The sequence below is a fragment of the Leeuwenhoekiella parthenopeia genome (genome assembly GCF_020782115.1).
Lineage (GTDB): Bacteria > Bacteroidota > Bacteroidia > Flavobacteriales > Flavobacteriaceae > Leeuwenhoekiella > Leeuwenhoekiella parthenopeia.
The window spans coordinates 91,510-116,694 of the sequence record NZ_JAJGMW010000015.1 but is presented as its reverse complement, the minus strand read 5'-3'; the positions used below and the strand labels follow the sequence as shown (position 1 = coordinate 116,694).

Here is a 25,185-nt window from a genome sequence, read left to right as displayed (position 1 = left end):
TCAGCTGAGTCCTTCAATGCAAAGATCAAAGCATTTAGAAGCCAATTTAGAGGAGTAAAAAACATAGAATTCTTTCTATACAGATTAACTACAATTTTTGCTTAAACACAACAATTAGGATTGATCCCTTAATTCCCAATAGGGCAGCGCAAAATAAAACGCATAAAAAAAGGCTTCCATTTCTGGAAGCCTTTGTGGGCAATGAGGGATTCGAACCCCCGACCCCCTCGGTGTAAACGAGGTGCTCTGAACCAACTGAGCTAATTGCCCTTCTCGTTAGCGGATGCAAATATAAACCAATATTTAAGACTGCAAAACACTTTTTGAAAAATAATTAAACTATTTCTGCTACCACAAAAGTACTCCCGCCTATAAAGATCAGATCCTCAGCAGTTGCCGCACGTTTAGCCGCCTCTAAAGCCTCTGAAATAGTTTTATATTTTTTTCCATTCAGGCCAAATTGCGCCGCCTGATTTTGTAAAACTGCCGCATCTAATCCTCGCGGAACATCCGGTTTGCTGAAATAATACTCAGCCTCATCCGGAAACAGCGGTAAGACACTTTCCAGATCTTTATCGGAAACCACACCCAAAACAATGTGCAGCTGTTCAAACTCTTCCTGACCCAGCTGTGCAAAAACCTGTTTTAATCCTTCGGTATTATGACCGGTATCGCAAATAATTCTTGGGCCTGAGGCCTGCAAAACCTGCCATCTGCCCATTAAACCGGTATTGGTAACCACCCGGGCGACTCCATCAATCAAATGCTGCTCCCCTATTTCCAGATCGGTAAACAAGCGCAGTATCTCAACCGACTTTTGCACGGTCTTGATGTTATGCACCTGATAGCTGCCTTTAAGTTCGCTTTCCAAAACGGGAAAGGTCTCGTCACTGGCAAAAAACAATGGCGCTTGTTCCTGCGCTGCTTTTCCCTCAAAAACGGCTGTGGTTTCTTCCTGACGCTCTCCTATAACCACTGATATTTGAGGTTTGATGATTCCGGCTTTTTCACCGGCGATCTCAGCCAGGGTATTTCCTAAGAATGCGGTATGGTCCATCCCAATATTGGTAATGACTGAAAGTATAGGTGTAATGATGTTGGTAGAATCGAGCCTGCCGCCCATTCCCACCTCTACAACTGCAACATCTACCTGTTGCTCTTTAAAATACTGAAAGGCCATCCCTACTGTGAGCTCAAAGAACGACAGCTGATGCTCCTCTAAAAAGGCCTTATGCGCCTCTATGAAGCTTACGACATTTTCTTTGGTGCACAACTCGCCATTGATGCGAATGCGTTCTCTAAAGTCTTTTAAATGCGGTGAAGTATATAAGCCTACCTTGTAACCGGCTTCCTGCAATACCGAAGCCAGCATATGGCTGGTAGAGCCCTTACCATTAGTACCTGCAACATGAATGGTTTGATACGCCGTATGGGGATGACCCAGGTGCTCATCAAGGAGAATGGTGTTTACAAGATCTTTTCTAAAGGCGGAAGCTCCCTGACGTTGATACATAGGAAGACGATTAAACATCCACTGTACCGTTTGCTCGTAGGTCATTACTCTGAAAGGCTAAACTTATAAATTATTTTACCGATTTGTCGTGAAGGAGCATCGGTATCGCTGTTGAATTTTGTTGCCAAAGCGGCAGCTTTTGCAGGATCAAGCAGGCATCGGCTGTTGTTTGTGGTACCTCGCACGCCGGGCACGGCTTTAATCACATTTCCGTTACGGTCAACCTCTATGCTTACCACCACAATACCGGCCTCATTACATTCCTGCACGCGCTTGGGCTTGCTTAAGGCTTTACGCCCGCCCAGCTGGTAATTGCCATCGCCATCTAAACCTTTACCGGTGCCGTAATAGCTTGAAGCGTTGGGATCGCCATTTGGATCGCCCTTATCTCCCGCCTGATTGGTATTTCCTTCACCACCCGAAGCAGTACCCGAACTTTTGGGTCCGTTGAGGATGCTTGACAGGGCATCGGTAGTTGATTTATCGGGTTTGGGGTCCGGCTTTTTAGCCTCAACCGGTTTGGTTGTGGTTTGTTTAGGCTGCTCTGCAACCTGCTTTTTAATGTCTTTTTTGGGTTCGTTTTTAATAACCGGTGCTTCTTCAGCATCCTGAGTTACTACTTCTTCTTTGATTTCGGAAGATTTCTGAACCTGAGGTTCTGGAGTTGTATTTCGGGGAGCAGATTGTATGGCTGCTTTAGGCTGAATGTTACCGGAGCCTACATCTGAGGTTCCAAAGTTTATGGCGATACCACTTTCCGGAGGGGGATCGAGATATTTTAGGCCTGCAAAAAACAGCACAACGAGTAAAAGCGCATAAATCACCGTAGTTAGGGTGAATGATTTTCGCTTATGTTTGGTATCTAAAAAACTCAAGGCCTGTAGTATTTAGTTATCTGACTGTTACAAAATCCGGTCCATTCTTGAAATGCGTTAAGGATTGAAGCGGCATCCTCCTAATTGCCATCAGGATATTCTGCTCCTGATGGCAATTAGGAGATACAGCTGAAAGCCTGACGGCGATAGCCGGAACGCCCAACACTTAATTAGGCCTCACCGCTAAAACGATCTTATACCGGTTGCGGTTTGCGATATCCATCACGGCAACGGCTTCTTCAATAGGAACTCCTTCTTCAGCCCGAAGAATGATTACCGGCTCCTCTACGCCCTGGAGTTCGCTTTGAATAAAGGCTTCCAGGTTATTTTCGGTCACACGCTCTTTATTGACGTAAAAGTCTAAATCTTTGGTAATGCTCACCGAAAGATTTTGCTGATTGCTGGTCTTTCCTTTTGCTTTTGGCAAAATAAGATCAAGCGCATCGGGCGTAATGGCCGGAGAGGTAAGCAGAAAGAACACCAGTAACAGAAACACGATGTCTGTCATAGAGCTCATACTAAACTCGGGGCTTACTTTATTTCTTCCGCGTAGGTTCATCTTAGGCGGGTTCGTTTAAAAGGTCTAAAAAGTCAACTGCGGTTGCCTCCATCTGGTGCACCACTTTATCGGTGCGCACTACGAGGTGGTTGTAACCGATATAGGCCACAATACCCACGATCAAACCGGCAACGGTAGTAGTCATCGCAGTATAGATACCTTCTGCAAGGTTACCCATCTCTGCCTGACCGCTGCTGGTAGCCAGTTGATGAAAGGCTAAAACCATCCCGATTACCGTACCCAGGAAACCAATCATAGGCCCTGCACCGGCAATAGTTGCCAGAACACTTACATTTTTCTCCAGACGGTACACTTCTAAACGGCCCGAATTTTCTATAGCAGTGTTGATGTCTTCAAGCGGACTACCAATACGGCTGATGCCTTTTGCGGTTAATCGCGATACGGGACTGTTTTGCTGCGCGCACAAAATTTTTGCGGCTTCAATATTACCGTTTGCCACGTGATCTTTAATCTGGTTCATAAAGTTGCTGTCAATACCGCTCGCGGCTTTGATTGCAAACAAACGCTCAAAATAGATGTAAATGGCCACAAACAGAAGTACAAAAAGCACGATAATGATAATCTGCCCGGAAATACCACCGCTCATCAATAAATCAAACAACGAAAGGGTTTTTTCTACTGGTTCTTCTTCCGCGGCTAACGAAGGCAAATTTTCTGCACCTTCCTGCAACAAGGTTGTCAACATAGTGTTCTTAGATTAGATATGAGGTTAACGCATAAAGCAGCATAAAAGTATATGCTGCCTGTTTGATTTGGTTTGTTAAATTATAAGACCATATAGACCCCAAGCAATCCTACACCACCCAATACGATGGTATAAGGTAATGCCATTTTTACCATTTTACCATAGGATAAATTGATAAGCGGGGCCAGTGAAGAAGTTAGCAAAAATAAGAATGCTGCCTGCCCGTTAGGCGTCGCAACACTAGGCAGGTTTGTACCGGTGTTGATCGCTACCGCAAGATGATTAAACTGCTCGCGGGTAATATTACCGGCATCGTAAGCCACCTGTACCTCGTTAATGTATACAGTTGCCACAAATACGTTATCACTAATCATCGAGAGAACGCCATTAGCCAAATAGAACATTGAAGGCTGTGTCTCTACCGGAAGAGTTAATACATAATCGATAATAGGTGTAAATAAATGCTGATCGTGAATCATCGCAACGATCACAAAGAAGACCACCAAAAGACCGGTAAACGGAAGCGCTTCTTCAAAGGCTTTACCCAGGCTGTGCTCATCGGTAATACCCATAAATGCAGTTTGAACTACAATCAGGAAGAGACCAATAAATCCTACCGGAGCCAGGTGAAGTGCCAAGCTTAAAATAAGCAGAATAGCAGAAATACCCTGAACCCAAAGTCCGTAAGTTTCTTTTTTAGTACGTTTTTCATCCACTTCTTTGGTGTAATTCTCGATAATACCTCTGGCTACATCGGGAAGCTTAGCTCCAAAGCCGAAGATTTTGGTTTTCTCAAGAATAAAAGTGGTTAACAGACCGGAAATCAAAACCGGAATAGTAATTGGCGCCATACGCTGGAAAAATTGTATAAAATCCCAGCCCATTTTTTCACCAATCAACAGGTTTTGAGGCTCTCCTACCAGAGTACAAACCCCGCCAAGAGCGGTACCCACCACACCGTGCATAATCAAACTACGCAAAAAGCTTCTAAACTGCTCTAAAGTTTTACCGCCCAGGGCCTCGCGATCTGGCACCTCATCCTTATCATAGTCGGCGTTTTCCATCGAAAGTATCTTATGGTAAACACCATAAAATCCTACGGCTACGCTTATTAATACCGCTGTTACGGTAAGCGCATCCAGGAAAGCCGAAAGTACAGCTGCCAGAAACACAAAGAGCATCGAGAGCGCTACTTTAGATTTTATCTTGGTAAATACTTTAGAGAAGATATACATCAGCATAGGCTTCATAAAGTAAATACCGGCAACCATAAATACCAGAAGCAATACTACTTCCAGGTTTTGGGCTACCTCTCCATAGGCTGCTTCAGGACTGGTTAATCCTAAAATCAAAGCTTCCAGAGCCAGTATACCACCTGATTGCAGGGGATAACACTTAAGCGCCATGGCCAGTGTGAAAATAAATTCCCCTATAAATAACCACGCGGTTATCGTAGGACCTAAAATATAATAGGAAAAGATATTGAATACCAGAAAAGCGATCATCGCTAACTTAAACCACCTGGGGCTGCTGCCTAAAAAGTATTTTAACATGTGTCTTAGTTGTTGTTGGTTAATGTTCTCTTTATAATCACACCAGTTGTTGCAGGGCCAGTTCAAAAGCCGTACGGCTTATGTTCTTACTGCTGCTGTTGTGATTGTATGTTTTTTCTATTGCATTTTTAATTGTAAGCGAGGTATCGTTAAAGATAGCCTCATCAGTCATTTGAACGCGTCGCTCCATAAAATAAGCAAAAACACGTGCCATCCCGCAATTGGATATAAAATCAGGAATTACAGATACCCGCTCATCGGTATGTTCCATAATGGGACCGAAGAAAATTTCCTTATCTGCAAAAGGCACATTTGCGCCACAGGAAATCACTTCCAATCCGTTAGCGATCATTGAGTCTATTTGCTCCTGAGTCACCAGACGTGATGCCGCACAAGGTAAAAATAATTCTGTTTTTAGTTCCCAGATGCGCGAATTGGCTTCTTCAAAAGAAATCAAATTTGCTGCCGCGAGCTTATTGCCCTGCTTTGCCAAAAATAAACTCTTGATCTCTTCAAAGCTAAAACCGGCTTCATTAATGAGCCCTCCGGCTGCATCGATAATACCTACGATTTTGGCACCCTGCCGCGATAAATAATAAGCCGCTGCAGAACCTACATTACCGAAGCCCTGGATTACGGCACGTTTACCGGTAAGATCACCGCCATAAATATCATAAAAATGATGTGCGGCCTCTGCCACTCCGTAACCGGTTATCATATCGGCAACGGTGTACTTTCGGGTAACATCAGGGGAATATGCCGGGTTTTCAAGCACTTTAATAACACCCTGTCGCAACTGACCAATCCGGTTGATCTTATCTGCTTCGGTGGGTTTAAAATGCCCGTTAAAGACGCCTTCCTGAGGATGCCATACCCCGCTTTCTTCGGTGATTGGGATTACTTCGTGTATTTCATCTACATTAAGATCACCTCCGGTGCCGTAGTAACTTTTCAGCAAGGGCGATACCGCTGCATACCAGCGCTCGAGCACCCCTTTTTTACGGGGGTCTGCCGGGTCAAAATTAATACCGCTCTTGGCGCCGCCAATAGCAGGCCCCGAAACGGTGAACTTCACCTCCATCGTCTTGGCAAGAGATAACACTTCATTACGGTCAAGACCTTTACGCATTCGGGTACCCCCTCCTGCTGCTCCACCGCGAAGTGAATTGATCACCGTCCAGCCTTCTGCTTCAGTCTCGGGATCATTCCAGTGAAATACAATTTCGGGTTCCTTGTTTTCGTAACGTTGTAGTAAATCTTTCATTAAATAATTTAGAGGGTTCACAAATATAACGACTTCGCTTGTTTTCCCTATGTTTTTGATATTAATTTAAGGGGAATATACCAGTCCTGCACAATGATCCTGCGGGGCTCCTGTTACACAGCCAAGTACGTTTGGAGTGTTTCGCAGGCGCAAAACCCCCATAAATGCAAAAATGAGCGCTTCTTTAAATTCGATGGTCTGCGCATCAGGAATTATCAAGGCCAGATTAGAAAGCGCTGCTATACGCTCAATAAGAAAACTGTTATAAGCTCCTCCACCGGTTATCAGGATAGTTTTGCGCGCAGCACCCGCCACGCTAAATCTTAGATTCTGTGCAATTTGTGCAGCCATATGCTCGGTATAGGTGGCGATGCAATCCGGTACAGAAAGCTGCGAATCTTTAAGAATTGGGAATATCGTTTCGGTCACCCACTCCAGGCCGAGGGATTTTGGAGCCGGTTTTTGGTAATACGCCAGGGTATTAAGCTGTTCTAAAGTTGGGGAATGCACACTGCCAGACCTCGCAATCGCCCCGTCCCTGTCAAAATCCAATCCCAGTTTACGGGCGTAGGTATTGAGAACGATATTAGTAGGACAGATATCATAAGCCACACGGCGCCCTGCTTCCTCAAAGGAAACGTTGGCAAAACCTCCTATATTAAGACAGGCTGCATAGTCCGCAAAAAGCAGGCGATCTCCTATAGGCACCAATGGCGCACCCTGACCTCCCAAAGCCACATCCTGCACCCTAAAATCACAAATCACCAGTTTACCGGTATAATCTGCCAGCTCGGGCAGATTTCCTATTTGATAGGTAAGACCCGCTTCGGGACGGTGCAAAATGGTATGCCCGTGCGAGGCAATTGCATCAAAATGCCTGATGGGATGCTTTTTTACAAACGCATTAATTAGCGAACTCAAGTAACGCGTATAGTCTTCATCGAGCAGCTGCAGCGCATCGGCAGAAAGGGAAACAGCATGCTCCAATCGCCCTACCCAGTCTTTAGTGTACGGAATGGTCTCACTTTGCAAAACTTCATAGCGCCAATTTTCAGACTTCTGAAAGCGTACATAGGCCAAATCAACGCCATCAAGCGAAGTACCACTCATCACGCCCAGAAGCACATAAGATGTTGCATGCATAGTTTTTGAAATTAAATAAATTCTTAGTATTTTTCGCTTATGTTATCAATAATTTAATTTAATAGTATAATATCTACTATTTTTGAATTTTTGTTAAAATATTTAGAGTGGTCGCATTTTTATTATGCAAGCATAGTAAATTTTCAGACATTTGAAAAAACCTTACGCAAAGGTTTGAGTTGGATCTTTTATGTCGGCTCTAAAATCTTTTAAGGGTCTTTGCGTGCCGCCGAAGTTATTAAGAAAAGAATAGAATTTTAATTTAATACCAAATATTGACCATGAATTTCAGTTTGAGTGAAGAACACGAAATGATACGTGATGCTGCCCGTGAATTTGCGCAAAGCGAATTGCTTCCGGGAGTTATTGAGCGGGATGAGAAACAACAGTTCCCTAAAGAACTCATTAAAAAAATGGGCGAAATGGGATTTTTGGGTATGATGGCTCCTACTGAATTTGGCGGAGGTGGCATGGACACCATTTCTTATGTTTTGGTGATGGAAGAATTATCGAAAATTGATGCTTCGGCCTCTGTGATCGTATCGGTAAATAACAGCCTGGTCAATTATGGTCTGGCAGAATACGGAAGCCAGGAACAAAAAGAAAAATACCTGTCTAAACTAACCACCGGCGAGAAACTGGGTGCATTTTGTCTTAGTGAACCCGAAGCCGGAAGCGACGCCACCTCACAGCGTACCACAGCGATTGACAAAGGCGATCATTATATCCTTAACGGAACAAAAAACTGGATTACAAACGGCGGATCTGCAGATTATTATCTGGTCATTGCTCAAACCGACAAAGAGAAAAAACACCGGGGTATCAATGCATTTATCGTTGAGAAAGACTGGGAAGGTTTTGAGATTGGGCCCAAAGAGCAAAAACTGGGTATTCGCGGCAGTGACACCCATTCTCTTATATTTAATGATGTAAAGGTTCCTAAAGAAAACCGTATTGGTGAAGATGGTTTTGGATTTAAGTTTGCGATGAAAACGCTAAGCGGCGGTCGCATTGGTATCGCAGCTCAGGCTTTGGGTATCGCTTCAGGAGCTTATGAACTTGCTCTTGATTATTCCAAACAGCGCAAGGCTTTTGGTACCGAGATTTGCAACCACCAGGCCATCGCCTTTAAACTGGCCGATATGTACACCGAAATTGAAGCCGCACGTCATTTGGTTATGAAAGCCGCCTGGCTAAAAGACCAGAAGCAAAATTATGACCTGGCCAGCTCGATGGCTAAACTATATGCTTCCAAGGTAGCTATGGACACCACTATTGAAGCCGTACAGGTTCACGGTGGTAATGGTTTTGTAAAGGAATACCACGTAGAACGCCTGATGCGCGATGCTAAAATCACCCAGATCTATGAAGGAACTTCTGAGATTCAAAAAATTGTGATCTCCAGATCGATTATAGATAACTAGAATAAAACTCTGGTTAAATAAAAAAGCTGTCCATCAAGACAGCTTTTTTAATTTTTGTGGAGATCCTGATTTTGCTAAAAATTATAGCCTAATCTGAAAAAGATTTCTGGAAAAAAATAAACCGAATTTCCATATGTTTCTTCCAAATCTGCCGCAAAGCCCGCACCCAATCCCAGTTCAAAACTAAAATGGTCCCAATATACGCGACGCATACCTCCATTGAACGTCATTCCCAATGTGCTATTGATGCGTACATCATCGTTAGAAATCAAAAACAAATCGGGCACAAAAAAGGACCTCAGGCTTAGAAAGTCTGCCGAATTATTTGCTGTGTTTTTTCCTTTTCGAGACCGGCGATCCAGATTGCGGTACCATCTGGGTTCTACATGCAGAATGGGAGCGAGAATATAATTAAATTTATTATTGCTTCCGTAAAAAGCCGCATCAAAACCCAATTCGGTCCTTAAGGCAATGGTTCGGGTTAATTTTGATTCATTATGTGCCCAAAAGCCTAGAAGCCCCGTTTGCACTCCCCAAATGGAAGTTTCAACTGATACGCTGTCTTTGGTTTGGGCACCGGCATTTGTAACGTTTAAAAGGAGCACTACTAGTACTAAAAATGTTCTGAACATGATCGTTTTTTGAATGATTGAGCTACAATACTAGAACATTAAATCCTAAAATACGCTTGAGCCATAAAAAAACCCGGTCTGTTTTAGACCGGGCTTTAAATAGTTTTGTTACAGGAGTTTTATTTTGCGAAATACACGTAAATCGCAACAACTATAACACAAATAAGACCTCCTACGGGTTTTACATATTTATAAGGCTCAATAGAAACTTTCTTGGTGTATTCAAGTTCAAATGGAGTTGCTCTGGGGTATAACTTACCAATAATGAGCATAATGATGATGTTAGTAACAAATAAGATTGCCATAACGTGCAGATAGTGCGGGTACGCATCTACACTGATCATTCGTAAAGTTTCTGCGTCTGTTATTCCACTTGTTTCTGCTGCTTCCACAGCATTCCCGCGAATCATAGGATCAAGCCAAAACTGGCTGATGATGTATAACAGTGAACCACTGAAAATACCGATTTTTGCTGCAATAGCAGGTACGCGTTTCGTAGCGTAACCAATTACAATTACAGTAAAAATAGGAATGCTATAAATCCCGTTTATCTCTTGCAGGTACTGAAACAAACTGCCGGCATTTGAGATCAACGGCGCGATAAACATCGCTGCCAGAGCCAGACAAACCCCAAAGATTTTACCGTATTTAACCACGGTTGACTCAGAAGCGTCCTTATTAATGTGTTGTTTGTAAATATCAATACCAAATAAGGTAACCGAACTGTTCAATACACTATTAAATGAACTCAGGATTGCACCAAATAAAACGGCTGCAAAAAACCCTACTAAAGGTTTTGGCAATACCGCACGCACCAGTTCAGGGTAAGCCAGGTCGCTACTGTCAAGACCTCCTTCAAAGTAATAGAAAGCGATCATTCCCGGAAGCACCAAAATTATTGGACCTAAAATCTTTAAAAATGCGGCCAGCAACAGTCCTTTTTGTCCTTCCGCGAGACTTTTAGCCCCTAAAGCCCGCTGAATAATTTGCTGATTGGTACCCCAGTAAAATAACTGCACCAGCATCATTCCCGTAAAAATGGTCGAGAATGGCACTTCCTGCCCCGGCTCTCCCGTAGAGTCAAAACGCTCCGGATTAGAATCAATAAGTACATTAAGACCGTCTATAATTCCACCATCACCAATAGCCATAAGACCAAAAACAGGGATCAACAAACCTCCAATGATTAGCCCCACTGCATTTATACTGTCTGAAACAGCAACCGCCTTTAGGCCACCAAATACAGCGTATATCGAACCGATGATTCCTATACCCCAGATACAAATCACCAGGGCCGTCATATCAGATACTCCAAGCCTTTCGGGGATATTAAACATCCCGCTTACCGCTACAGAACCAGAGTACAAAATCACCGGAAGCAAGACAACAACATAACCCGTTAAAAAGAACGCAGAAGTTATCGTTTTAGTTGAAGTATCAAAACGCTCGGCGAGAAACTGCGGCACCGTGGTAAGCCCCCCTTTTAGATAACGAGGCAATAGGAAAATGGCAGTTACCACGATTGCGAGAGCCGCCAGAGTTTCCCAGGCCATAACCGAAAGTCCGTCTTTGTAAGCGCTTCCGTTAAGACCTACAATTTGCTCGGTCGAGAGGTTAGTAAGTAACAGGGATCCGGCAATTACGCCGGCAGTAAGACTTCGTCCTCCCAAAAAATAGCCGTCAGAGGTCGATTCATCAGAATTTCGTACGGCCCACCATGAGATGACGGCTACAAGAATTGTAAATGCTAAAAAGGAAATTATTGCCATAAGCTAAGGAGTTAAGGTTTTTCGCGAGAGCTGATTTAACAAATTTTTAAACGCCACTAAAGTAATACAATAAACATTTTAAGACGAAGTATTGAGGTTTAAAATCTGTCAGAAAGCCACAAATGAGTATCATTTTTTGATAAATCGTTTAAAATCATAAGACTTTTTTATCGCTATTACGTTATAGTATCATCTACACTATGTTAGCCCGAAACATACTTTTTTTAAATGTAAAAAATACGTTTAATGAAACTTTTAGTATATTTGTTCTCAAAATTGAAGTATTAATTAGCACGGAAAGGTTTTGCAAAACAACAACATCATCTCACACTCGCCAGAGCAACTTGCCCAAATTGGGAACTTTAAGGCCGAAGTAACCCTTAACTCGCCCGGAAGGGTAAATCTTATAGGGGAACATACCGATTACAACAATGGCTTTGTAATGCCTACAGCTATTGACAAATCGATTATTTTTTACCTCAAGAAAAACAAGTCTCAAACGCAATGCAGCGTTACCAGCCTCAACTTTCAAAGCACCTACGAATTTGATTTGAGCAAGCCCGATGAGACGGGTGAAGAATGGACGCGTTATATTACCGGCGTGACTGAAGAAATCAAAAAAAGAGGGCGCAGCCTTTCTGGTTTTGACTGTCTGATGTTTAGCAATTTGCCCATGGGCGCAGGCATCAGTTCGTCTGCAGCGCTGGAGTGCGGCCTGGCAGCCGGACTCAACGAACTTTTTGATTTAAAGCTTACCCCGCTTGAAATAGTGGAGCTTTCTCAAAAAGCCGAACACAATTATGTAGGCACTATGTGCGGGATTATGGACCAGTTTGCTTCGGTGATGAGCAAAGAAAACCACGTGATCCAACTCGATTGCGAGAGTCTGGACTACAAGCTGGTTCCTTTCAATATTGAGCCTTATGCGCTACTGCTGCTAAACACCAATGTATCACACAGCCTTTCTACCAGTGAATACAATGTACGTCGCAGCGAATGTGAGCAGGGCGTAAAACTGCTTCAAAACTGGTATCCTGAAGTTAAAGCCTTGCGGGATGTAAAACCGGAACAACTCGAAGCGCATAAAAACGATTTTGACCCGGTGATTTACAATCGCTGTTCGTATGTAATTGAAGAAAATCAACGCGTAAATGAAGCCGCAAAGGCCTTAGAACGCAATGACCTGGAGACTTTTGGAAAGCTTATGTACGGCTCGCACGAAGGACTTCAACATAAATATGAAGTAAGTTGTAAAGAACTTGATTTTCTTACCGATTTTTCACGAAATTATGATGCGATTTTAGGCTGCCGGATGATGGGTGGAGGTTTTGGAGGCTGTACCATAAACCTGATTCATCAGGATTTTGTAGAAGCCTATATTGCTTTGGCCAAAAAAGCATACTATGAAGCGTTTAATATCAATCTAACTGCCTTCAAAGCTATGCCGGCAGATGGCGGAAAAGTAATCTGATCCCCTTTCACTTAATGTAACTTTTGAAACAAAAAACGGAATACCATGCTTGACTTTAATGATAATTCACACAGAAGGCACAACATTCTCACAGGAGATTGGGTACTTGTTTCTCCGCACCGTACCAAGCGTCCCTGGCAGGGAAAGGAAGAAGAGGTAATTATTGAAGAACGCCCTTCTTACGACCCTTCCTGTTACTTATGCCCCGGAAACGAGCGTGCAGGCGGACATAAAAATGAAGAATATAAAGAACCATGGTCTTTCACAAACGATTTTGCCGCACTTAAAAGGGATGTTCCCGAAGAAAAATTTAAGTCGGGATTACTGAAAGCGGAGGCTGAAAGCGGAACCTGTAAGGTCGTCTGCTTTTCTCCCGATCATTCCCTCACGCTTCCGGTGATGGACGTTGCCGAAATTGACAAGGTTATTGCCCTATGGCAGCGTGAGTTTAGAGAACTCGGTGCCAAGAAAGATATCAATCACGTTCAGATTTTTGAAAATAAAGGTGCTATTATGGGCTGCAGCAACCCGCACCCGCACGGCCAAATCTGGGCGCAGCGCACCATCCCCCTTGAGGTCACCAAAAAATGCAAACAGTTAACCGAATACTGGAATAACAATAAGGTGAGTCTGCTTAGCGATTATCTCAAGCAGGAACTTCAGGCCAAAGAGCGTATTATTGTTGAAACTGAGTATTTTGTAGCTCTGGTGCCCTACTGGGCAGTATGGCCTTATGAAGTGATGATTATTCCCCGCAATCAACACCGCACTATTTTAAGCCTCACTGAAGAAGAGCGAAAAGATTATGCAAAAATCATCAAGGCAGTGACTATCAAATATGATAACCTGTTTAAGATTTCATTTCCCTACAGCTCCGGTATACACCAGGCGCCTACAGACGGGAGAGATTGGGACAGCTGGCATTTTCATATGTTGTTCTACCCGCCGTTGCTACGATCTGCAACGGTTAAAAAGTTTATGGTAGGCTATGAAATGTTTGCAACTCCGCAGCGCGATATCACTGCAGAGATGGCTGCCGAAACTTTACGTAACTTACCGGACGTACATTATAGCAAAACCTAAATATGGCACACAAAACCACCTTAAAAGCAATTGCAGAACATCTTAATCTTTCGATCTCCACGGTCTCTAAAGCTTTAGCAGACAGTCCTGAGATTAGTGATGCCACAAAGCTGGTGGTTAAAACCGCTGCACGACAACTCAAATACAGGCCAAACGCAATGGCCCGGGGCCTCAAAAGCAGCCGCACCAAAACCATTGGAGTTGTGATTCCCAACATCATGCATAACTTTTTTGCTAAAGTGATTATGGGAATGGAAGATGAAGCCACTAAAAACGGGTATTCGCTGGTAACCTGTATTTCAAACGAATCGCTTCAGAAAGAAAAGCAGAGCATCCATATGCTTAGTGATGTTTCGGTAGATGCGATTATCATAAGCCTCAGTTCAGAGACTCAGCAAACTGAAGAATTAGAACACCTTAATGACATTCTTTACTTTGACATTCCGCTGGTGCAGTTTGATCGTGTAAATGAGAAGCTGCTTTCGCACAGCGTGGTGATCAACGACTTTAAAGGTGCTTACGACTCTACTATGCATTTGCACAAAACGGGATGCAGGCATATCGCACTGCTGTCTATCCTAACCAACACTTCTGTGGGTAAAAAACGGGCTGAAGGCTATGAAGCTGCTGTACGTGAACTGGGCTACGAACCTAAAGTAATAAATACCAAACTCGAAAATCTGGAGGCTGACCTCAGCGCTTTTTTAAAGGATAACGCTCTGGACGGAATTGTCACCACAGACGAATCGAGCGCTATTTACGCGATGAATGCCCTGCGCATAAATAACCGTATTGTACCGGATGATGTAGGCGTAATCGGCTTTACCGACGGTGCTTTAGCCCGCAATTATTTCCCCCCACTTACTACAATAAAACAACAGGCTGAAATAATTGGTAAGCGCACCATACAAATCGCGATAGAAAGTCTTGAAGCTAAAACCAAAAAAGACCCTATTCAAGAAACTATTGAGACCGAACTGGTTATACGCAAAAGCACACGTACGATCTAAAATGAAAAGCTGTGCGCGTTATTGAATACCGCGCACCTTTTTTTCCCATTTCCAGGCAGAATCTAACGCATCTGCTAGGCTAAGTTCTGATTTCCAGCCAAGCTCGTTGTTGGCTTTTTCGGTATCGGCATAGGCTGCAACCACATCTCCTTCGCGGCGGTCTACAATTTTATATGGGAGTTTTACCCCGGAAACTTTTTCAAAAGTCTCGATTACTTCTAAAACCGTACTTCCGGTACCGGTACCTAAGTTAAATACCTCGTAGTTGGATTTATTTTTCCCTTCAATCAAGCGGGTTAAAGCCATCACGTGAGCCTGAGCAAGGTCAACCACGTGTATATAATCACGCACGCAGGTGCCATCGCGGGTAGGGTAATCATTACCAAAGACTGAAAGTTCTTGACGCAAGCCGGCTGCTGTCTGGGTGATAAAAGGCACCAGGTTTTGTGGTACTCCCAGAGGCAACTCGCCTATTTCAACACTCTCGTGTGCCCCGATAGGATTAAAGTAACGCAGGGCAATCGCTTTAAAGTTTTGGTATTTATGAGCCGTATCCCTTATGATCTCCTCGCCTATTTGCTTGGTGTTTCCGTAAGGAGATTCGGCCGGTTTTACCGGGGCACTTTCGGTTATGGGCAATTCATCAGCCTGCCCGTAAACGGTACAGGACGAACTAAAGATAAAGCTGGCTTCGTTTTTCTCTACGAGTTCCTGTAACAGGTAGACCAGAGAATTCAGGTTGTTTTCGTAATACAATAAAGGCTTGTGAACGCTTTCGCCCACGGCTTTTGAGGCTGCAAAATGAATTACGCCTTCAACATCTGCGTGCTTCTTAAAGAAGGCAGACACAGCATTACGGTCGCGAAGGTCTAGTTTTTCATACTCGGGTCGGGTCGAAGTAATAGCTTCAATACCATCTAAAACAGATTCTGAAGCATTAGAAAGATCATCAATAATGACCACTTCATAGCCTGCGTTTTGTAATTCAACCACGGTATGAGAACCTATAAAACCAAGTCCTCCGGTAACCAATATTTTCATGTATTCGTTTTTATATTTTTAGTCTTATCGCATTAAAGTAATAAAGTCCTAAAATTCTAAATAATTATTTTCAACAGAAAGCTTTTCTAACGCTGCATCGATATCAAAACCTTTTAAAGATTCGATAATCATATCTGGGCCATACGCATAGGCGGCAAGATCTTTCTGTTTAGATACTCCCGAAAGGGTTAAAATGGTTTTATAACCCATTTGAATGGAGCCCAGAATATCGGTATCCATCGTATCTCCTATCACTATGGTCTGATCTGTGGTCAATCCTAATTTTTTGCGTGCGGCACGCATCATCACCGGACTTGGTTTTCCAACAGAAAAAGCTTTACGGCCACTGGCCTCTTCAATCATTTTTACAATGGCTTTAATACCCAGATTGGCCCAGCCCTTTTTCATAGGCGAAGGGTCAAGGTTGGTTGCGATAAGTTTTGCACCACCTAAAATCATATCTACGGCATTATTTGCCATCTCAAGCGTAAAGTTTCGGCCTTCGCCTACCACTACATAATCAGGATCCTGAGTCACGAGACTATAGCCATGCTGATGCAGGCTGCTCAACAGACCTCCCTCTCCCAAAACATAAGCAGTACCGTTAGGCTTGGTAAAACCTAAAAACCACGCGGTAGCCATGGCACTGGTGTACACATTGTCTTCGGTGATTTTTATCCCCATAGGCTTAAGCTTATTCACAACATCAATAGGACTGCGCTGACTGTTGTTAGTCATAAACAAAAAGGGAATACCGCGGTCCTGTAATGTCTTGATAAATGTATCTGCACCCGGAATTAAATCGTTACCGCTGTAGATAACTCCGTCCATGTCAATTAAAAAGCCTTTGTCCATAATGGTTTTGTTTTAAGCGTAAAATTAACGTTTAAATTCTAAAATTGCTCCTGTAGCCTGTACTTTTTAGGCAGGAAACTCCTGATCGTAAAAATGGGTTGCGTCGTAGATGAGTTCATCTAATTTCTCGTTTTCTTCCTGCACGCGCCGCTCATCCCAATCTAAATAATTTACAAAATCTTCAATAGCCAGATCCCGATATGCATTTACCGTTTTGATATCAAAATACAGACGACCGGTACGACGTACAAAGAAATCGGCCAGGCTGTTTGTCATCTCAAAGTTTACCGAATACCAAAGTTCGGCACGAACCAGACGCTCATTAACATCCTGATTTCTAAAATAATTGATTTTATTTTTTATAATGTCGGCCTGCTTACCATAAGTTGAAGTGAGATACCAGGCCTTATACTCGGGTTTATCAATTTTCAGATAATCAAGAGCGGCTTCCAGTTCTTTACGGTAGGTCTCTACTTCTTTGGTATTGCGCATAGCATGCGAGGTAAGTGCAATATGCTCAGTACGCGATTCTTCAAACTGCTCGGCATAGTCACCTTTTAGACGCTTCAGCACCGCTTCATTTACCCGTTGCGCCATTTTGCGATAACCGGTAAGTTTTCCGCCGGCGATAGAAATCAAACCACTTTCACTCTCAAAAATTTCATCTTTTCGCGAAAGCTCAGAAGGGTCTTTTTCATCCTCGTGAATTAAAGGCCGAAGTCCTGCCCAACTCGATTCAATATCTTCTTCGGTCAGGTGGATATCAGGGAAAGTTGCATTTACTGCATAGAGTAAATAATGAATATCGTCTTTAGTCGCCACTACCCGATCGAGATCACCGGAATAATTAGTGTCTGTGGTGCCCACGTAGGTCACTCTCCCGCGGGGGATGGCAAAAATCATTCGGCCATCGGGTACATCGAAATACAGGGATTGATGCACCGGTAATTTTTTGCGCTCAAAAACCAGGTGCACCCCTTTAGTAAGGTGCAGGTGCTTGTTATTCATCGACTCGTCTTTCGCCCGAAGCTTATCAACCCAGGGACCCGCAGCCGAAACAAAGGTGCGCGACTCGATCTCAAAAAGGCTTCCGGAATTGTGATCCCGGCATTTTACGGCTGTGATTCGGCCTTTATAATCGTAAACGAAATCGCTCATCTCACAATAGTTGAGGCAAATGGCCCCAAAACCGGCGGCTTTCTTCAACAATTCAATTGTAAGCCGGGCGTCATCGGTTCTGTATTCCGCATAAAACCCGCCACCCAAAACTTTGGTTTCGTCCAGAATAGGTTCGCGCTTTAAGGTTTCTTCCTTAGAAAGCATTTGGCGTTTGTCATCACCTTCTACATTGGCCAAAAGATCGTAAACCTTTAAGCCTACTGAAGTTAAAAATTTACCGTACTGCCCGCCTTCGATTAAAGGCAAGAGCATTTTTTCGGGCACTACAAGGTGTGGTGCCAGTTTGTGCACAATCGCGCGCTCGGTCCCGGTCTCTTTAACCAGACCTATTTCCATCTGTTTGAGATAGCGCAGACCGCCGTGAACCAGCTTGGTGCTTTTATTGCTCGTGCCGCTGGCGAAATCATTTTTCTCCACCAGACACACACTCATCCCGCGGGTAATTGCGTCGAGGGCGATACCCGCTCCGGTAACTCCGCCACCAATGACCACGAGATCAAATTTTTTCTTTTTAGCTTTCTTGATATAGCGCTTACGGTCAACAATACTGAAACGCAACGGCTTCTTCTCTTTCACCAGACTTTCGGCATACCCCGAACGGGTGCGTAAAACGGCAAGTTCCCAGCCTTCTTTTTTATGATTGCGCTCTCGGGTGCCCATTTCGGGTTTAAAGATGTGATCAATTTTTCTGAGCGAAGCGATGTCATTTTGGGACCAGACTCCGGCTTTTATACCTGCGAGCAGTGCTGCGCCCAGCGCAGTCACTTCGAGCATTTGAGGCCGGTCAACCTCAGCATCCAGAATATCTGCCTGAAACTGCATCAGGTAATCGTTAGCGCAGGCACCACCATCTACTTTGAGGCTTTTGATCTGATTGCCGCTGTCTTCAGTCATGGCCGTAATCAAATCATCTACCTGATACGCCAAAGCTTCAATCGTAGCCTTAACGAGTTCTTTTCTGCCGGTACTAAAAGTTAATCCCTGAATGCTTCCTTTGGCGTTTCCATCCCAATACGGCGCGCCCAGACCGTTAAAAGCAGGCACCATATACAAATCATTTAACGGCGGAATACTTTTACAGATGTTACTGGTTTCGTTAGCATCATCAATGAGCTTTAGCGAATCGCGAAGCCATTGTACCGAAGCTCCGCCTACAAAAACACTACCCTCAAGGGCGTACTTTGGCTTTTTATTTTCAAGGGTACAGCATAGGGTAGTGATGAGTCCGTTTTTAGAAAACGAGGGCTTTTTCCCGGTATTGAGCAGCATAAAGCAACCCGTACCGTAGGTGTTTTTGGCCATCCCAGACTTGTAACCACCCTGACCAAACAAGGCCGCCTGCTGATCGCCTGCAACCCCGTAAATCGGATAGGTATGACCCTTGTGCGTGACGTTTCCAAAATCGGAAGACGACGCCTGAACCCTGGGCAACATCGATTTCGGGATTTCCAAAATCTCGAGCAATTCGTCATCCCATTTCAGCTTTTTGATGTTGTACAACATCGTGCGGCTCGCGTTAGTATGATCGGTAAGATGCTGACCGGTAAATTTGTAAATGAGCCAGGTGTCTATGGTACCAAAGAGCAAATCGCCGTTTTCGGCCTTTTCGCGGGCGCCATCCACATTATCGAGAATCCATTTTATTTTGGTGGCCGAAAAATAACTGTCGATGACCAGTCCCGTATTTTTTGAAATATAGCGCTCCAGGTCACGCTCGCGCAAACCCTGACAGATGGGTTCGGTGCGCTTGTCTAGCCATACAATGGCGTTATAAACCGGCTCGCCGGTATGTTTATCCCAAACAACAGTGGTTTCGCGCTGATTGGTGATTCCTATAGCTTTAATCGCATTGGGATCTATCCCGGCTTCGGCAATCACCTGCTCAAAAGCGGCCTTTTGATCGGTATAAATTTCCATGGGATCGTGCTCCACCCAACCCGATTGCGGATAGTGCTGGGTGAGTTCTTTTTGGGAAACCTGTACAATAGCGCCCTGCTCGTCAAAAAGTATGGCGCGGGTACTGGTCGTTCCCTGATCAAATGCGATTATATAGGATTTACTCATAACTAAAGGTATAACGTACATCGTGCTCGTACCGCTGCGCAGGTTTTAAAACCGTGCTCGGGAAATGCTCGTGATTGGGCGTGTCGGGAAAATGCTGCGGCTCCAGACACAGACCGGGACAATTTCCTGCGATTTTACCGTGTTTGCCTTCAAAATCAACAATACCGTTTGCGCTGTAAAACTGAATTCCCGGCTGGGTGCAATACAACTCCATCTTCAATTTTCCATCCTGTGAAATCAATTGCGCGGCGGGTGCATCGCCTCTGTTTTCGTTCAAAACGAAATTGTGATCAAAACCACCGTCAATCGCGGCGATAGGGGCTTTCAAACCAACCGGCTTTTGTAAATCAAACGGACTTTCAGCAACCGGCTTTAGTTCGCCAGACGGCACATTTTGCGGAGTCTTGGGCAGATAAGCAGACGCGTTGATCTGCAATTGGTGATTGATAATTCCATTCCCTGAAGCGGCATCCATATTAAAATACTCGTGGCGAGTGAGGTTTACGATGGTTTCCTTATCGGTAGTCGCTTCATAGCGCATCGCCAGCGTATTGTCTTCTTCCAGTTTGACGTAGAATTTGGTTTCCAGATTTCCGGGAAAGCCCTCATCTCCATCGGGGCTGGTATAGGTGAAAAGTACGGCGTCACCGAGATCGGTAACAGACCAGACTTTTTTACCAAAAGATTCAAAACCGCCGTGAAGTTGATTTTTACCTTCATTTGCCGAAAGTTGTACTTTTTTACCGTCCAGGACGACTTCGGCATTGGCAATACGGTTGGCATTTCGGCCTACTAACTGGCCCATAAAATAATTATCCTCTTCATACGACCCAAGGTCTTCATAGCCCAGCACCACATCGGTTTGGGTGGAGCCTGTAGGAACTATAAGGCGCTGCAAAATGGCTCCGTAGGTTAAAAAATGGGCTTCCATGCCCGATTTATTTTTAAGTTTCACGCTATAAACGGCCTGGCCGTCCCGCGTTTTTGAGAAAGGTTGGATCGTGATCAAAAGAATTCTGTTTAAAACCCTAAATATAGAAAATACATTTGCGAAACGCTTTCATCTCAATCATCAACTTTTAAACGGATGCGCTTTTCAAGCCTTTTGTAACAGCTCTTCAGTTTAAAAACCACTAATAGCTCCTTTGCGTATCTATAAAAAAGCCCCTTCTAATTTAATTAACATGAAAGTCAAACCAACCGCCTTAACTTGGCAGCATCAAATACTGAAACGACCTGCTTCTATGCATTTAAAATGGATGATTGTCCTGCTTTTTCTTTCCTTTTCGGGCTTTGCCCAAAAAAAATCAATCGGCAAACTGCTTAGAACCTACAACAGTGGCAGTGTACCTTATATTTCTGTCGAAGAATTGAAAATGAAACAAGATGAGTATCTCATTCTTGATTCGCGCAAAGCGGAAGAATTTGAGGTGAGCCATCTCCCCAATGCCATACGCGTGGACGATCGGCTCGACGAGACTACGCTGGAGCGCATTCGCAAATCGAATAAGAAAATTGTGGTCTATTGCAGCGTGGGGGTACGCAGTGAAGATTTTGGCGAAAAATTGCAGAAGAAAACCACAAAACCCATTCTAAATCTGTACGGCGGCATTTTTGCCTGGAAAGACGCCGGGTTTCCTATTTTTAACGATGAGGGTAAACCCACAGAGCGCGTGCATACTTTTTCAAAAAATTGGCAAGATTATTTAAGCACAGGCATTGCGGTTTATTAATTTTGATAGCCATTCTTAAAACCAAACTATGGGTCTGTTAAGCAAAAAAGACACCGGGGCCGAGGCCGATTTTGAAACCGAATTTCACTTTCCCACATCAGATAAAACCCTGCTGATTTTCACCCGCAATCCCGAACTGGGCAAGGTGAAAACCCGCCTGGCGGGTGGCGTAGGTGATGAAGCAGCCCTTGAGATTTATAAATTTCTGTTGAAACACACCGTGAGCATCACGCAAAACCTGCGGATAGACAAACAGGTTTTTTATTCCGAAAAAATACGGTCTGAAGATCTTTGGGATACCGAAAAATACATCAAAAAACTGCAGCACGGCGAAGACCTGGGCGCCCGTATGCAACAGGGCTTTTCGCGTGCATTTAGCGATGGCTATCGCAAGGCGATCATTATAGGCAGCGATATGTACGACCTGTCACAAAGCGATCTTGAAGAAGCCTTCGCTGCTCTGGACCATCACGACTTTGTCGTAGGCCCGGCAGAAGATGGCGGATATTATTTATTGGGAATGAAATTCCTCAAACCAGAGATTTTTCATCATAAAAACTGGGGAACCGAAACGGTTCTCGAAGACACACTGCAAGATCTAAAAAACGAATCGGTAAAATTGCTTGAGGTCCGTAATGACGTAGATTATTACGAAGACATCAAAGATATTGATGCCTTTAAACCCTTTTTGCCCGATCATTTAAAATAAGATGCCGAAGTTTATCCTATCTTTTTGGCAAAATACCTTTTAAACTAAATTGATGAACTGCACCTTACAATTAGACTACTTCAAAGTGCTACTTGTCGTGCATACATCTCACCAATTAAAAACACTTAAAATCTTAAACAGATGAAACGATTTATTGAAGAGTCTGCGCATTTCCTTAAAGAGCGTGGCTTTGAAGCTCCCGAAATTGGTATTATTCTAGGTACCGGCCTGGGGCAATTTGTAGATAAAGTAGAAATCATCAGCTCGGTGAGCTATAATCATATCCCCAATTTTCCTACAGCTACTGTAGAATTCCATACCGGCAAACTCATCTACGGAAGCCTGGGTGGTAAAAAAGTGGTGGTTATGCAGGGGCGCTTTCATATTTATGAAGGCTATACCCTACAGGATGTGAGCTACCCGGTGCGGGTGATGCGCGAGCTGGGCATTTCAAAATTACTCATCAGCAACGCCGCAGGTGCCATAAACCTCAACTTCAAAAAAGGCGAGATTATGCTTATTGAAGATCATATCAATTTGCAGGGCGGTTCGCCCCTGGCCTTTAAAGGTGTAGGTCTTTTAGGAAGCCGTTTTACCGATATGAGCGCGCCTTATGATGCCGAAATGGGCAAAATTCTAAAGGAAATCGCAAACGAAAACAACATTACCCTGCACGAGGGCGTGTATACCTCAGTAGTAGGACCTCAGCTTGAGACCCGTGCCGAATACCGATACCTGAAAATCATTGGTACAGACACGGTGGGAATGAGTACGGTTCCCGAAGTGATCGTCGCCAACCATCTGGATCTGCCGGTCGCCGCAGTATCGGTGATTACCGATGAATGCGATCCCGAAAATCTGGCTCCGGTAGATATTCAGGATATTATGGATGCTGCCGCCAAAGCAGAACCCGATATGGTGCTTCTGTTCACCAAACTCATCGAGAAACTGTAGATTTTCAGGCTGAAAAATGCTTGTAGAATAGTCTCAAAATGCAGAACCCCGGTTTTATCCCGGGGTTTTTGCCTATTTTTCTTCAGTTTTAAAACCAAAGACCGACAAATACCGTAACTGTAATGTCGGTTTATTTCATTAAACCCAAAAAACACATTGATAAAATGGCCAGTAACAACTATTACGATCCTGCAGACCTTAGAAAATTTGGTAAAATCACCGAATGGAGCGAAGAGCTGGGAACTAAATTCTTTGATTATTACGGAAAAGTATTTGAGGAAGGTGCGCTTACCGCACGTGAGAAAGCCCTGATCGCTCTTGCCGTAGCCCATACCGAGCAATGCCCTTATTGCATTGATGCCTATACCAAAGACACCTTGCAGCGCGGCGTGACCAAAGAACAAATGATGGAAGCCATTCACGTAGGTGCGGCCATCAAAAGCGGAGCTACGCTCGTACATGGTACGATGATGATGAATAAGGTTAATAAACTGGAAATGTAAGTTTTGAACAGTATTTCTATCAACTTAATCCTATATTAGCTACCGCTGAAAAAGAAAAATTAAAACTTCTATGTCTGTTACCAAAACAAAAAAATCTTTACATAAACGTCATGATGATCTGGCCCAGGCCAATAAGCAACTCGAGATTCTCTCGGGAGGTATTTTTGCCGATGGGGAGTTGCCCACCTTTGCCAAAAAAATAAAGGAGACCGGGCAATTTCCGCTCAGACCTAAAAAGCTGGAAATCCTTCAGATCAACGTAGGTTATATGTGCAATCAGGTGTGTGAGCATTGCCACGTAGATGCCGGCCCTGACCGAAAGGAAATTATGACCTGGGAAACGATGGAGCAGTGCCTGGAAGTGATTAAAAACACCGGCGCGCATACCCTCGATCTTACCGGTGGTGCACCCGAGATGAATCCCCATTTCAGACGCTTTGTAGAAGAAGCCAGCAAAGCGGGAATCAAAGATTTTATCGTGCGCAGTAACCTCACAATCATCAGAGCCAATAAAAAATACCACGATTTACCGGAATTTTTCAAAAAACACAACGTGCACGTGGTGAGCTCTATGCCTCACTGGACGCGTGGTAAAACCGATAAACAACGTGGTGAAGGGGTTTTTGACAAGTCGATCAAAGCTTTGCAGGAACTCAACGCAGTTGGTTATGGGATGCCAGACAGCGATTTACGCCTCGACCTTGTGTACAATCCTAATGGAGCCTACCTGCCTTCAGACCAGGCGGGGATGGAAAAAGATTTCAAAAAAGCCCTGATGGAAGATTTTGGCATTCAGTTTCACAACCTGTTTGCAATTACCAATCTGCCCATCGCGCGCTTTCTCGATTACCTCATCGCTTCCGAAAATTATGAAGACTATATGTACCAGCTTGTGGAGGCATATAACCCCGCCGCTGTTGCAAACGTGATGTGTACCAATACCATTTCGATAAGCTGGGACGGATGGCTGTACGATTGTGACTTTAACCAGATGCTCGATCTTAAAGTCAACAGCAAGGTGAAGCACATTTCAGAATACAACGAAGATTTATTAAACGACCGCAACATCATCATCTCGCAACACTGCTACGGCTGTACCGCCGGTGCAGGAAGCAGTTGCCAGGGTACTGTTGCCTAGCTTACGG

Annotated in this window: 22 protein-coding genes and 1 tRNA gene; 9 read left to right on the top strand and 14 right to left on the bottom strand. The window is 44.0% G+C overall.

Annotated features, from left to right (window positions below; translation table 11 throughout):
* Positions 1-195 precede the first annotated feature (195 nt).
* The 8 genes from LLW17_RS12300 to LLW17_RS12265 form a co-directional block, all read right to left on the bottom strand.
* Positions 196-270 (bottom strand) — tRNA-Val (locus LLW17_RS12300).
* Positions 271-334: 64 nt separating this feature from the next.
* A complete protein-coding gene (locus LLW17_RS12295; protein WP_228230587.1) occupies positions 335-1,558 on the bottom strand; it encodes a bifunctional folylpolyglutamate synthase/dihydrofolate synthase in 1,224 nt (407 codons plus the stop codon).
* On the bottom strand, positions 1,558-2,388 hold the full coding sequence (locus LLW17_RS12290) for an energy transducer TonB (RefSeq protein WP_228230586.1): 831 nt from the start codon (positions 2,386-2,388) through the stop codon (positions 1,558-1,560). The genes LLW17_RS12295 and LLW17_RS12290 overlap by 1 nt, the downstream gene beginning before the upstream one ends.
* Positions 2,389-2,554: 166 nt before the next feature.
* On the bottom strand, positions 2,555-2,947 hold the full coding sequence (locus LLW17_RS12285) for an ExbD/TolR family protein (RefSeq protein WP_099644758.1): 393 nt from the start codon (positions 2,945-2,947) through the stop codon (positions 2,555-2,557).
* A 1-nt stretch (position 2,948) separates the two neighbouring features.
* Positions 2,949-3,653, bottom strand: a complete 705-nt coding sequence (locus tag LLW17_RS12280) for a MotA/TolQ/ExbB proton channel family protein (protein ID WP_228230585.1) — start codon at positions 3,651-3,653, stop codon at positions 2,949-2,951.
* A gap of 80 nt (positions 3,654-3,733) precedes the next feature.
* Positions 3,734-5,206, bottom strand: a complete 1,473-nt coding sequence (nhaB, locus tag LLW17_RS12275; RefSeq protein WP_228230584.1) for a sodium/proton antiporter NhaB — start codon at positions 5,204-5,206, stop codon at positions 3,734-3,736.
* A 37-nt stretch (positions 5,207-5,243) separates the two neighbouring features.
* Positions 5,244-6,470 (bottom strand): Glu/Leu/Phe/Val dehydrogenase dimerization domain-containing protein, encoded by a 1,227-nt coding sequence (locus LLW17_RS12270; RefSeq protein ID WP_228230583.1) that lies wholly within the window; start codon positions 6,468-6,470, stop codon positions 5,244-5,246.
* 66 nt (positions 6,471-6,536) lie between these two features.
* The gene (locus LLW17_RS12265; RefSeq protein ID WP_228230582.1) at positions 6,537-7,613 is read right to left on the bottom strand and encodes an anhydro-N-acetylmuramic acid kinase; all 1,077 of its coding nucleotides are present in this window, start codon (positions 7,611-7,613) and stop codon (positions 6,537-6,539) included.
* Positions 7,614-7,894: 281 nt separating this feature from the next.
* On the opposite strand from LLW17_RS12265, the gene LLW17_RS12260 reads away from it, so the two are divergent.
* Positions 7,895-9,037: an acyl-CoA dehydrogenase gene (locus LLW17_RS12260; protein ID WP_228230581.1), complete on the top strand. Its 1,143-nt coding sequence runs from the start codon at positions 7,895-7,897 to the stop codon at positions 9,035-9,037.
* Positions 9,038-9,111: 74 nt separating this feature from the next.
* Here the strand turns inward: LLW17_RS12260 and LLW17_RS12255 are convergent, their stop codons facing one another.
* Both LLW17_RS12255 and LLW17_RS12250 read right to left on the bottom strand, forming a co-directional pair.
* The gene (locus LLW17_RS12255) at positions 9,112-9,669 is read right to left on the bottom strand and encodes a hypothetical protein (protein WP_228230580.1); all 558 of its coding nucleotides are present in this window, start codon (positions 9,667-9,669) and stop codon (positions 9,112-9,114) included.
* Positions 9,670-9,788: 119 nt separating this feature from the next.
* On the bottom strand, positions 9,789-11,438 hold the full coding sequence (locus LLW17_RS12250) for a solute:sodium symporter family transporter (RefSeq protein ID WP_228230579.1): 1,650 nt from the start codon (positions 11,436-11,438) through the stop codon (positions 9,789-9,791).
* A 304-nt stretch (positions 11,439-11,742) separates the two neighbouring features.
* Between LLW17_RS12250 and galK the strand changes: the two genes are divergently transcribed.
* From galK to LLW17_RS12235, 3 genes are read left to right on the top strand one after another with little or no spacing between them, the layout of a single operon-like run.
* On the top strand, positions 11,743-12,909 hold the full coding sequence (gene galK / locus LLW17_RS12245) for a galactokinase (protein ID WP_228230578.1): 1,167 nt from the start codon (positions 11,743-11,745) through the stop codon (positions 12,907-12,909).
* 45 nt (positions 12,910-12,954) lie between these two features.
* Entirely contained in the window at positions 12,955-13,992 is a 1,038-nt protein-coding gene (locus LLW17_RS12240; RefSeq protein ID WP_228230577.1) for a UDP-glucose--hexose-1-phosphate uridylyltransferase, read from the top strand.
* A 2-nt stretch (positions 13,993-13,994) separates the two neighbouring features.
* On the top strand, positions 13,995-15,002 hold the full coding sequence (locus LLW17_RS12235; RefSeq protein ID WP_228230576.1) for a LacI family DNA-binding transcriptional regulator: 1,008 nt from the start codon (positions 13,995-13,997) through the stop codon (positions 15,000-15,002).
* 18 nt (positions 15,003-15,020) lie between these two features.
* Here the strand turns inward: LLW17_RS12235 and galE are convergent, their stop codons facing one another.
* The 4 genes from galE to LLW17_RS12215 all read right to left on the bottom strand — a co-directional run bounded on the left by galE (position 15,021) and on the right by LLW17_RS12215 (position 21,150).
* Positions 15,021-16,043: a UDP-glucose 4-epimerase GalE gene (galE, locus tag LLW17_RS12230; RefSeq protein WP_228230575.1), complete on the bottom strand. Its 1,023-nt coding sequence runs from the start codon at positions 16,041-16,043 to the stop codon at positions 15,021-15,023.
* Between the two features lie 48 nt (positions 16,044-16,091).
* A complete protein-coding gene (locus LLW17_RS12225) occupies positions 16,092-16,898 on the bottom strand; it encodes an HAD-IIA family hydrolase (protein WP_228230574.1) in 807 nt (268 codons plus the stop codon).
* A 66-nt stretch (positions 16,899-16,964) separates the two neighbouring features.
* Positions 16,965-20,141, bottom strand: coding sequence for a glycerol kinase GlpK (gene glpK, locus LLW17_RS12220; protein WP_228230573.1), 3,177 nt, complete (start codon positions 20,139-20,141; stop codon positions 16,965-16,967).
* Positions 20,134-21,150 (bottom strand): aldose epimerase family protein, encoded by a 1,017-nt coding sequence (locus LLW17_RS12215; protein WP_228230572.1) that lies wholly within the window; start codon positions 21,148-21,150, stop codon positions 20,134-20,136. The genes glpK and LLW17_RS12215 overlap by 8 nt, the downstream gene beginning before the upstream one ends.
* A 175-nt stretch (positions 21,151-21,325) precedes the next feature.
* On the opposite strand from LLW17_RS12215, the gene LLW17_RS12210 reads away from it, so the two are divergent.
* The 5 genes from LLW17_RS12210 to arsS all read left to right on the top strand — a co-directional run bounded on the left by LLW17_RS12210 (position 21,326) and on the right by arsS (position 25,178).
* Entirely contained in the window at positions 21,326-21,874 is a 549-nt protein-coding gene (locus LLW17_RS12210) for a rhodanese-like domain-containing protein (RefSeq protein ID WP_228230571.1), read from the top strand.
* A gap of 28 nt (positions 21,875-21,902) precedes the next feature.
* The gene (locus LLW17_RS12205; RefSeq protein WP_228230570.1) at positions 21,903-22,583 is read left to right on the top strand and encodes a TIGR04282 family arsenosugar biosynthesis glycosyltransferase; all 681 of its coding nucleotides are present in this window, start codon (positions 21,903-21,905) and stop codon (positions 22,581-22,583) included.
* A 141-nt stretch (positions 22,584-22,724) separates the two neighbouring features.
* Positions 22,725-23,537: a purine-nucleoside phosphorylase gene (locus LLW17_RS12200; protein WP_228230569.1), complete on the top strand. Its 813-nt coding sequence runs from the start codon at positions 22,725-22,727 to the stop codon at positions 23,535-23,537.
* A gap of 164 nt (positions 23,538-23,701) precedes the next feature.
* A complete protein-coding gene (locus LLW17_RS12195; RefSeq protein ID WP_099644740.1) occupies positions 23,702-24,040 on the top strand; it encodes an arsenosugar biosynthesis-associated peroxidase-like protein in 339 nt (112 codons plus the stop codon).
* A 70-nt stretch (positions 24,041-24,110) separates the two neighbouring features.
* Complete coding sequence (gene arsS / locus LLW17_RS12190) at positions 24,111-25,178, top strand: arsenosugar biosynthesis radical SAM (seleno)protein ArsS (RefSeq protein WP_228230568.1); 1,068 nt, start codon at positions 24,111-24,113, stop codon at positions 25,176-25,178.
* The last annotated feature ends 7 nt before the right edge of the window (positions 25,179-25,185 follow it).

What these genes read in the sequence shown, in the direction of transcription:
- LLW17_RS12295 (WP_228230587.1), bottom strand. Translation starts at nt 1,558, where the DNA reads ATGACCTACGAGCAAACGGTACAGTGGATGTTTAATCGTCTTCCTATG.
- LLW17_RS12285 (WP_099644758.1), bottom strand. Translation starts at nt 2,947, where the DNA reads ATGAACCTACGCGGAAGAAATAAAGTAAGCCCCGAGTTTAGTATGAGC.
- LLW17_RS12280 (WP_228230585.1), bottom strand. Translation starts at nt 3,653, where the DNA reads ATGTTGACAACCTTGTTGCAGGAAGGTGCAGAAAATTTGCCTTCGTTA.
- nhaB (WP_228230584.1), bottom strand. Translation starts at nt 5,206, where the DNA reads ATGTTAAAATACTTTTTAGGCAGCAGCCCCAGGTGGTTTAAGTTAGCG.
- LLW17_RS12270 (WP_228230583.1), bottom strand. Translation starts at nt 6,470, where the DNA reads ATGAAAGATTTACTACAACGTTACGAAAACAAGGAACCCGAAATTGTA.
- LLW17_RS12265 (WP_228230582.1), bottom strand. Translation starts at nt 7,613, where the DNA reads ATGCATGCAACATCTTATGTGCTTCTGGGCGTGATGAGTGGTACTTCG.
- LLW17_RS12260 (WP_228230581.1), top strand. Translation starts at nt 7,895, where the DNA reads ATGAATTTCAGTTTGAGTGAAGAACACGAAATGATACGTGATGCTGCC.
- LLW17_RS12255 (WP_228230580.1), bottom strand. Translation starts at nt 9,669, where the DNA reads ATGTTCAGAACATTTTTAGTACTAGTAGTGCTCCTTTTAAACGTTACA.
- LLW17_RS12250 (WP_228230579.1), bottom strand. Translation starts at nt 11,438, where the DNA reads ATGGCAATAATTTCCTTTTTAGCATTTACAATTCTTGTAGCCGTCATC.
- LLW17_RS12240 (WP_228230577.1), top strand. Translation starts at nt 12,955, where the DNA reads ATGCTTGACTTTAATGATAATTCACACAGAAGGCACAACATTCTCACA.
- LLW17_RS12235 (WP_228230576.1), top strand. Translation starts at nt 13,995, where the DNA reads ATGGCACACAAAACCACCTTAAAAGCAATTGCAGAACATCTTAATCTT.
- galE (WP_228230575.1), bottom strand. Translation starts at nt 16,043, where the DNA reads ATGAAAATATTGGTTACCGGAGGACTTGGTTTTATAGGTTCTCATACC.
- LLW17_RS12225 (WP_228230574.1), bottom strand. Translation starts at nt 16,898, where the DNA reads ATGGACAAAGGCTTTTTAATTGACATGGACGGAGTTATCTACAGCGGT.
- glpK (WP_228230573.1), bottom strand. Translation starts at nt 20,141, where the DNA reads ATGAGTAAATCCTATATAATCGCATTTGATCAGGGAACGACCAGTACC.
- LLW17_RS12210 (WP_228230571.1), top strand. Translation starts at nt 21,326, where the DNA reads ATGAAAGTCAAACCAACCGCCTTAACTTGGCAGCATCAAATACTGAAA.
- LLW17_RS12205 (WP_228230570.1), top strand. Translation starts at nt 21,903, where the DNA reads ATGGGTCTGTTAAGCAAAAAAGACACCGGGGCCGAGGCCGATTTTGAA.
- LLW17_RS12200 (WP_228230569.1), top strand. Translation starts at nt 22,725, where the DNA reads ATGAAACGATTTATTGAAGAGTCTGCGCATTTCCTTAAAGAGCGTGGC.
- LLW17_RS12195 (WP_099644740.1), top strand. Translation starts at nt 23,702, where the DNA reads ATGGCCAGTAACAACTATTACGATCCTGCAGACCTTAGAAAATTTGGT.
- arsS (WP_228230568.1), top strand. Translation starts at nt 24,111, where the DNA reads ATGTCTGTTACCAAAACAAAAAAATCTTTACATAAACGTCATGATGAT.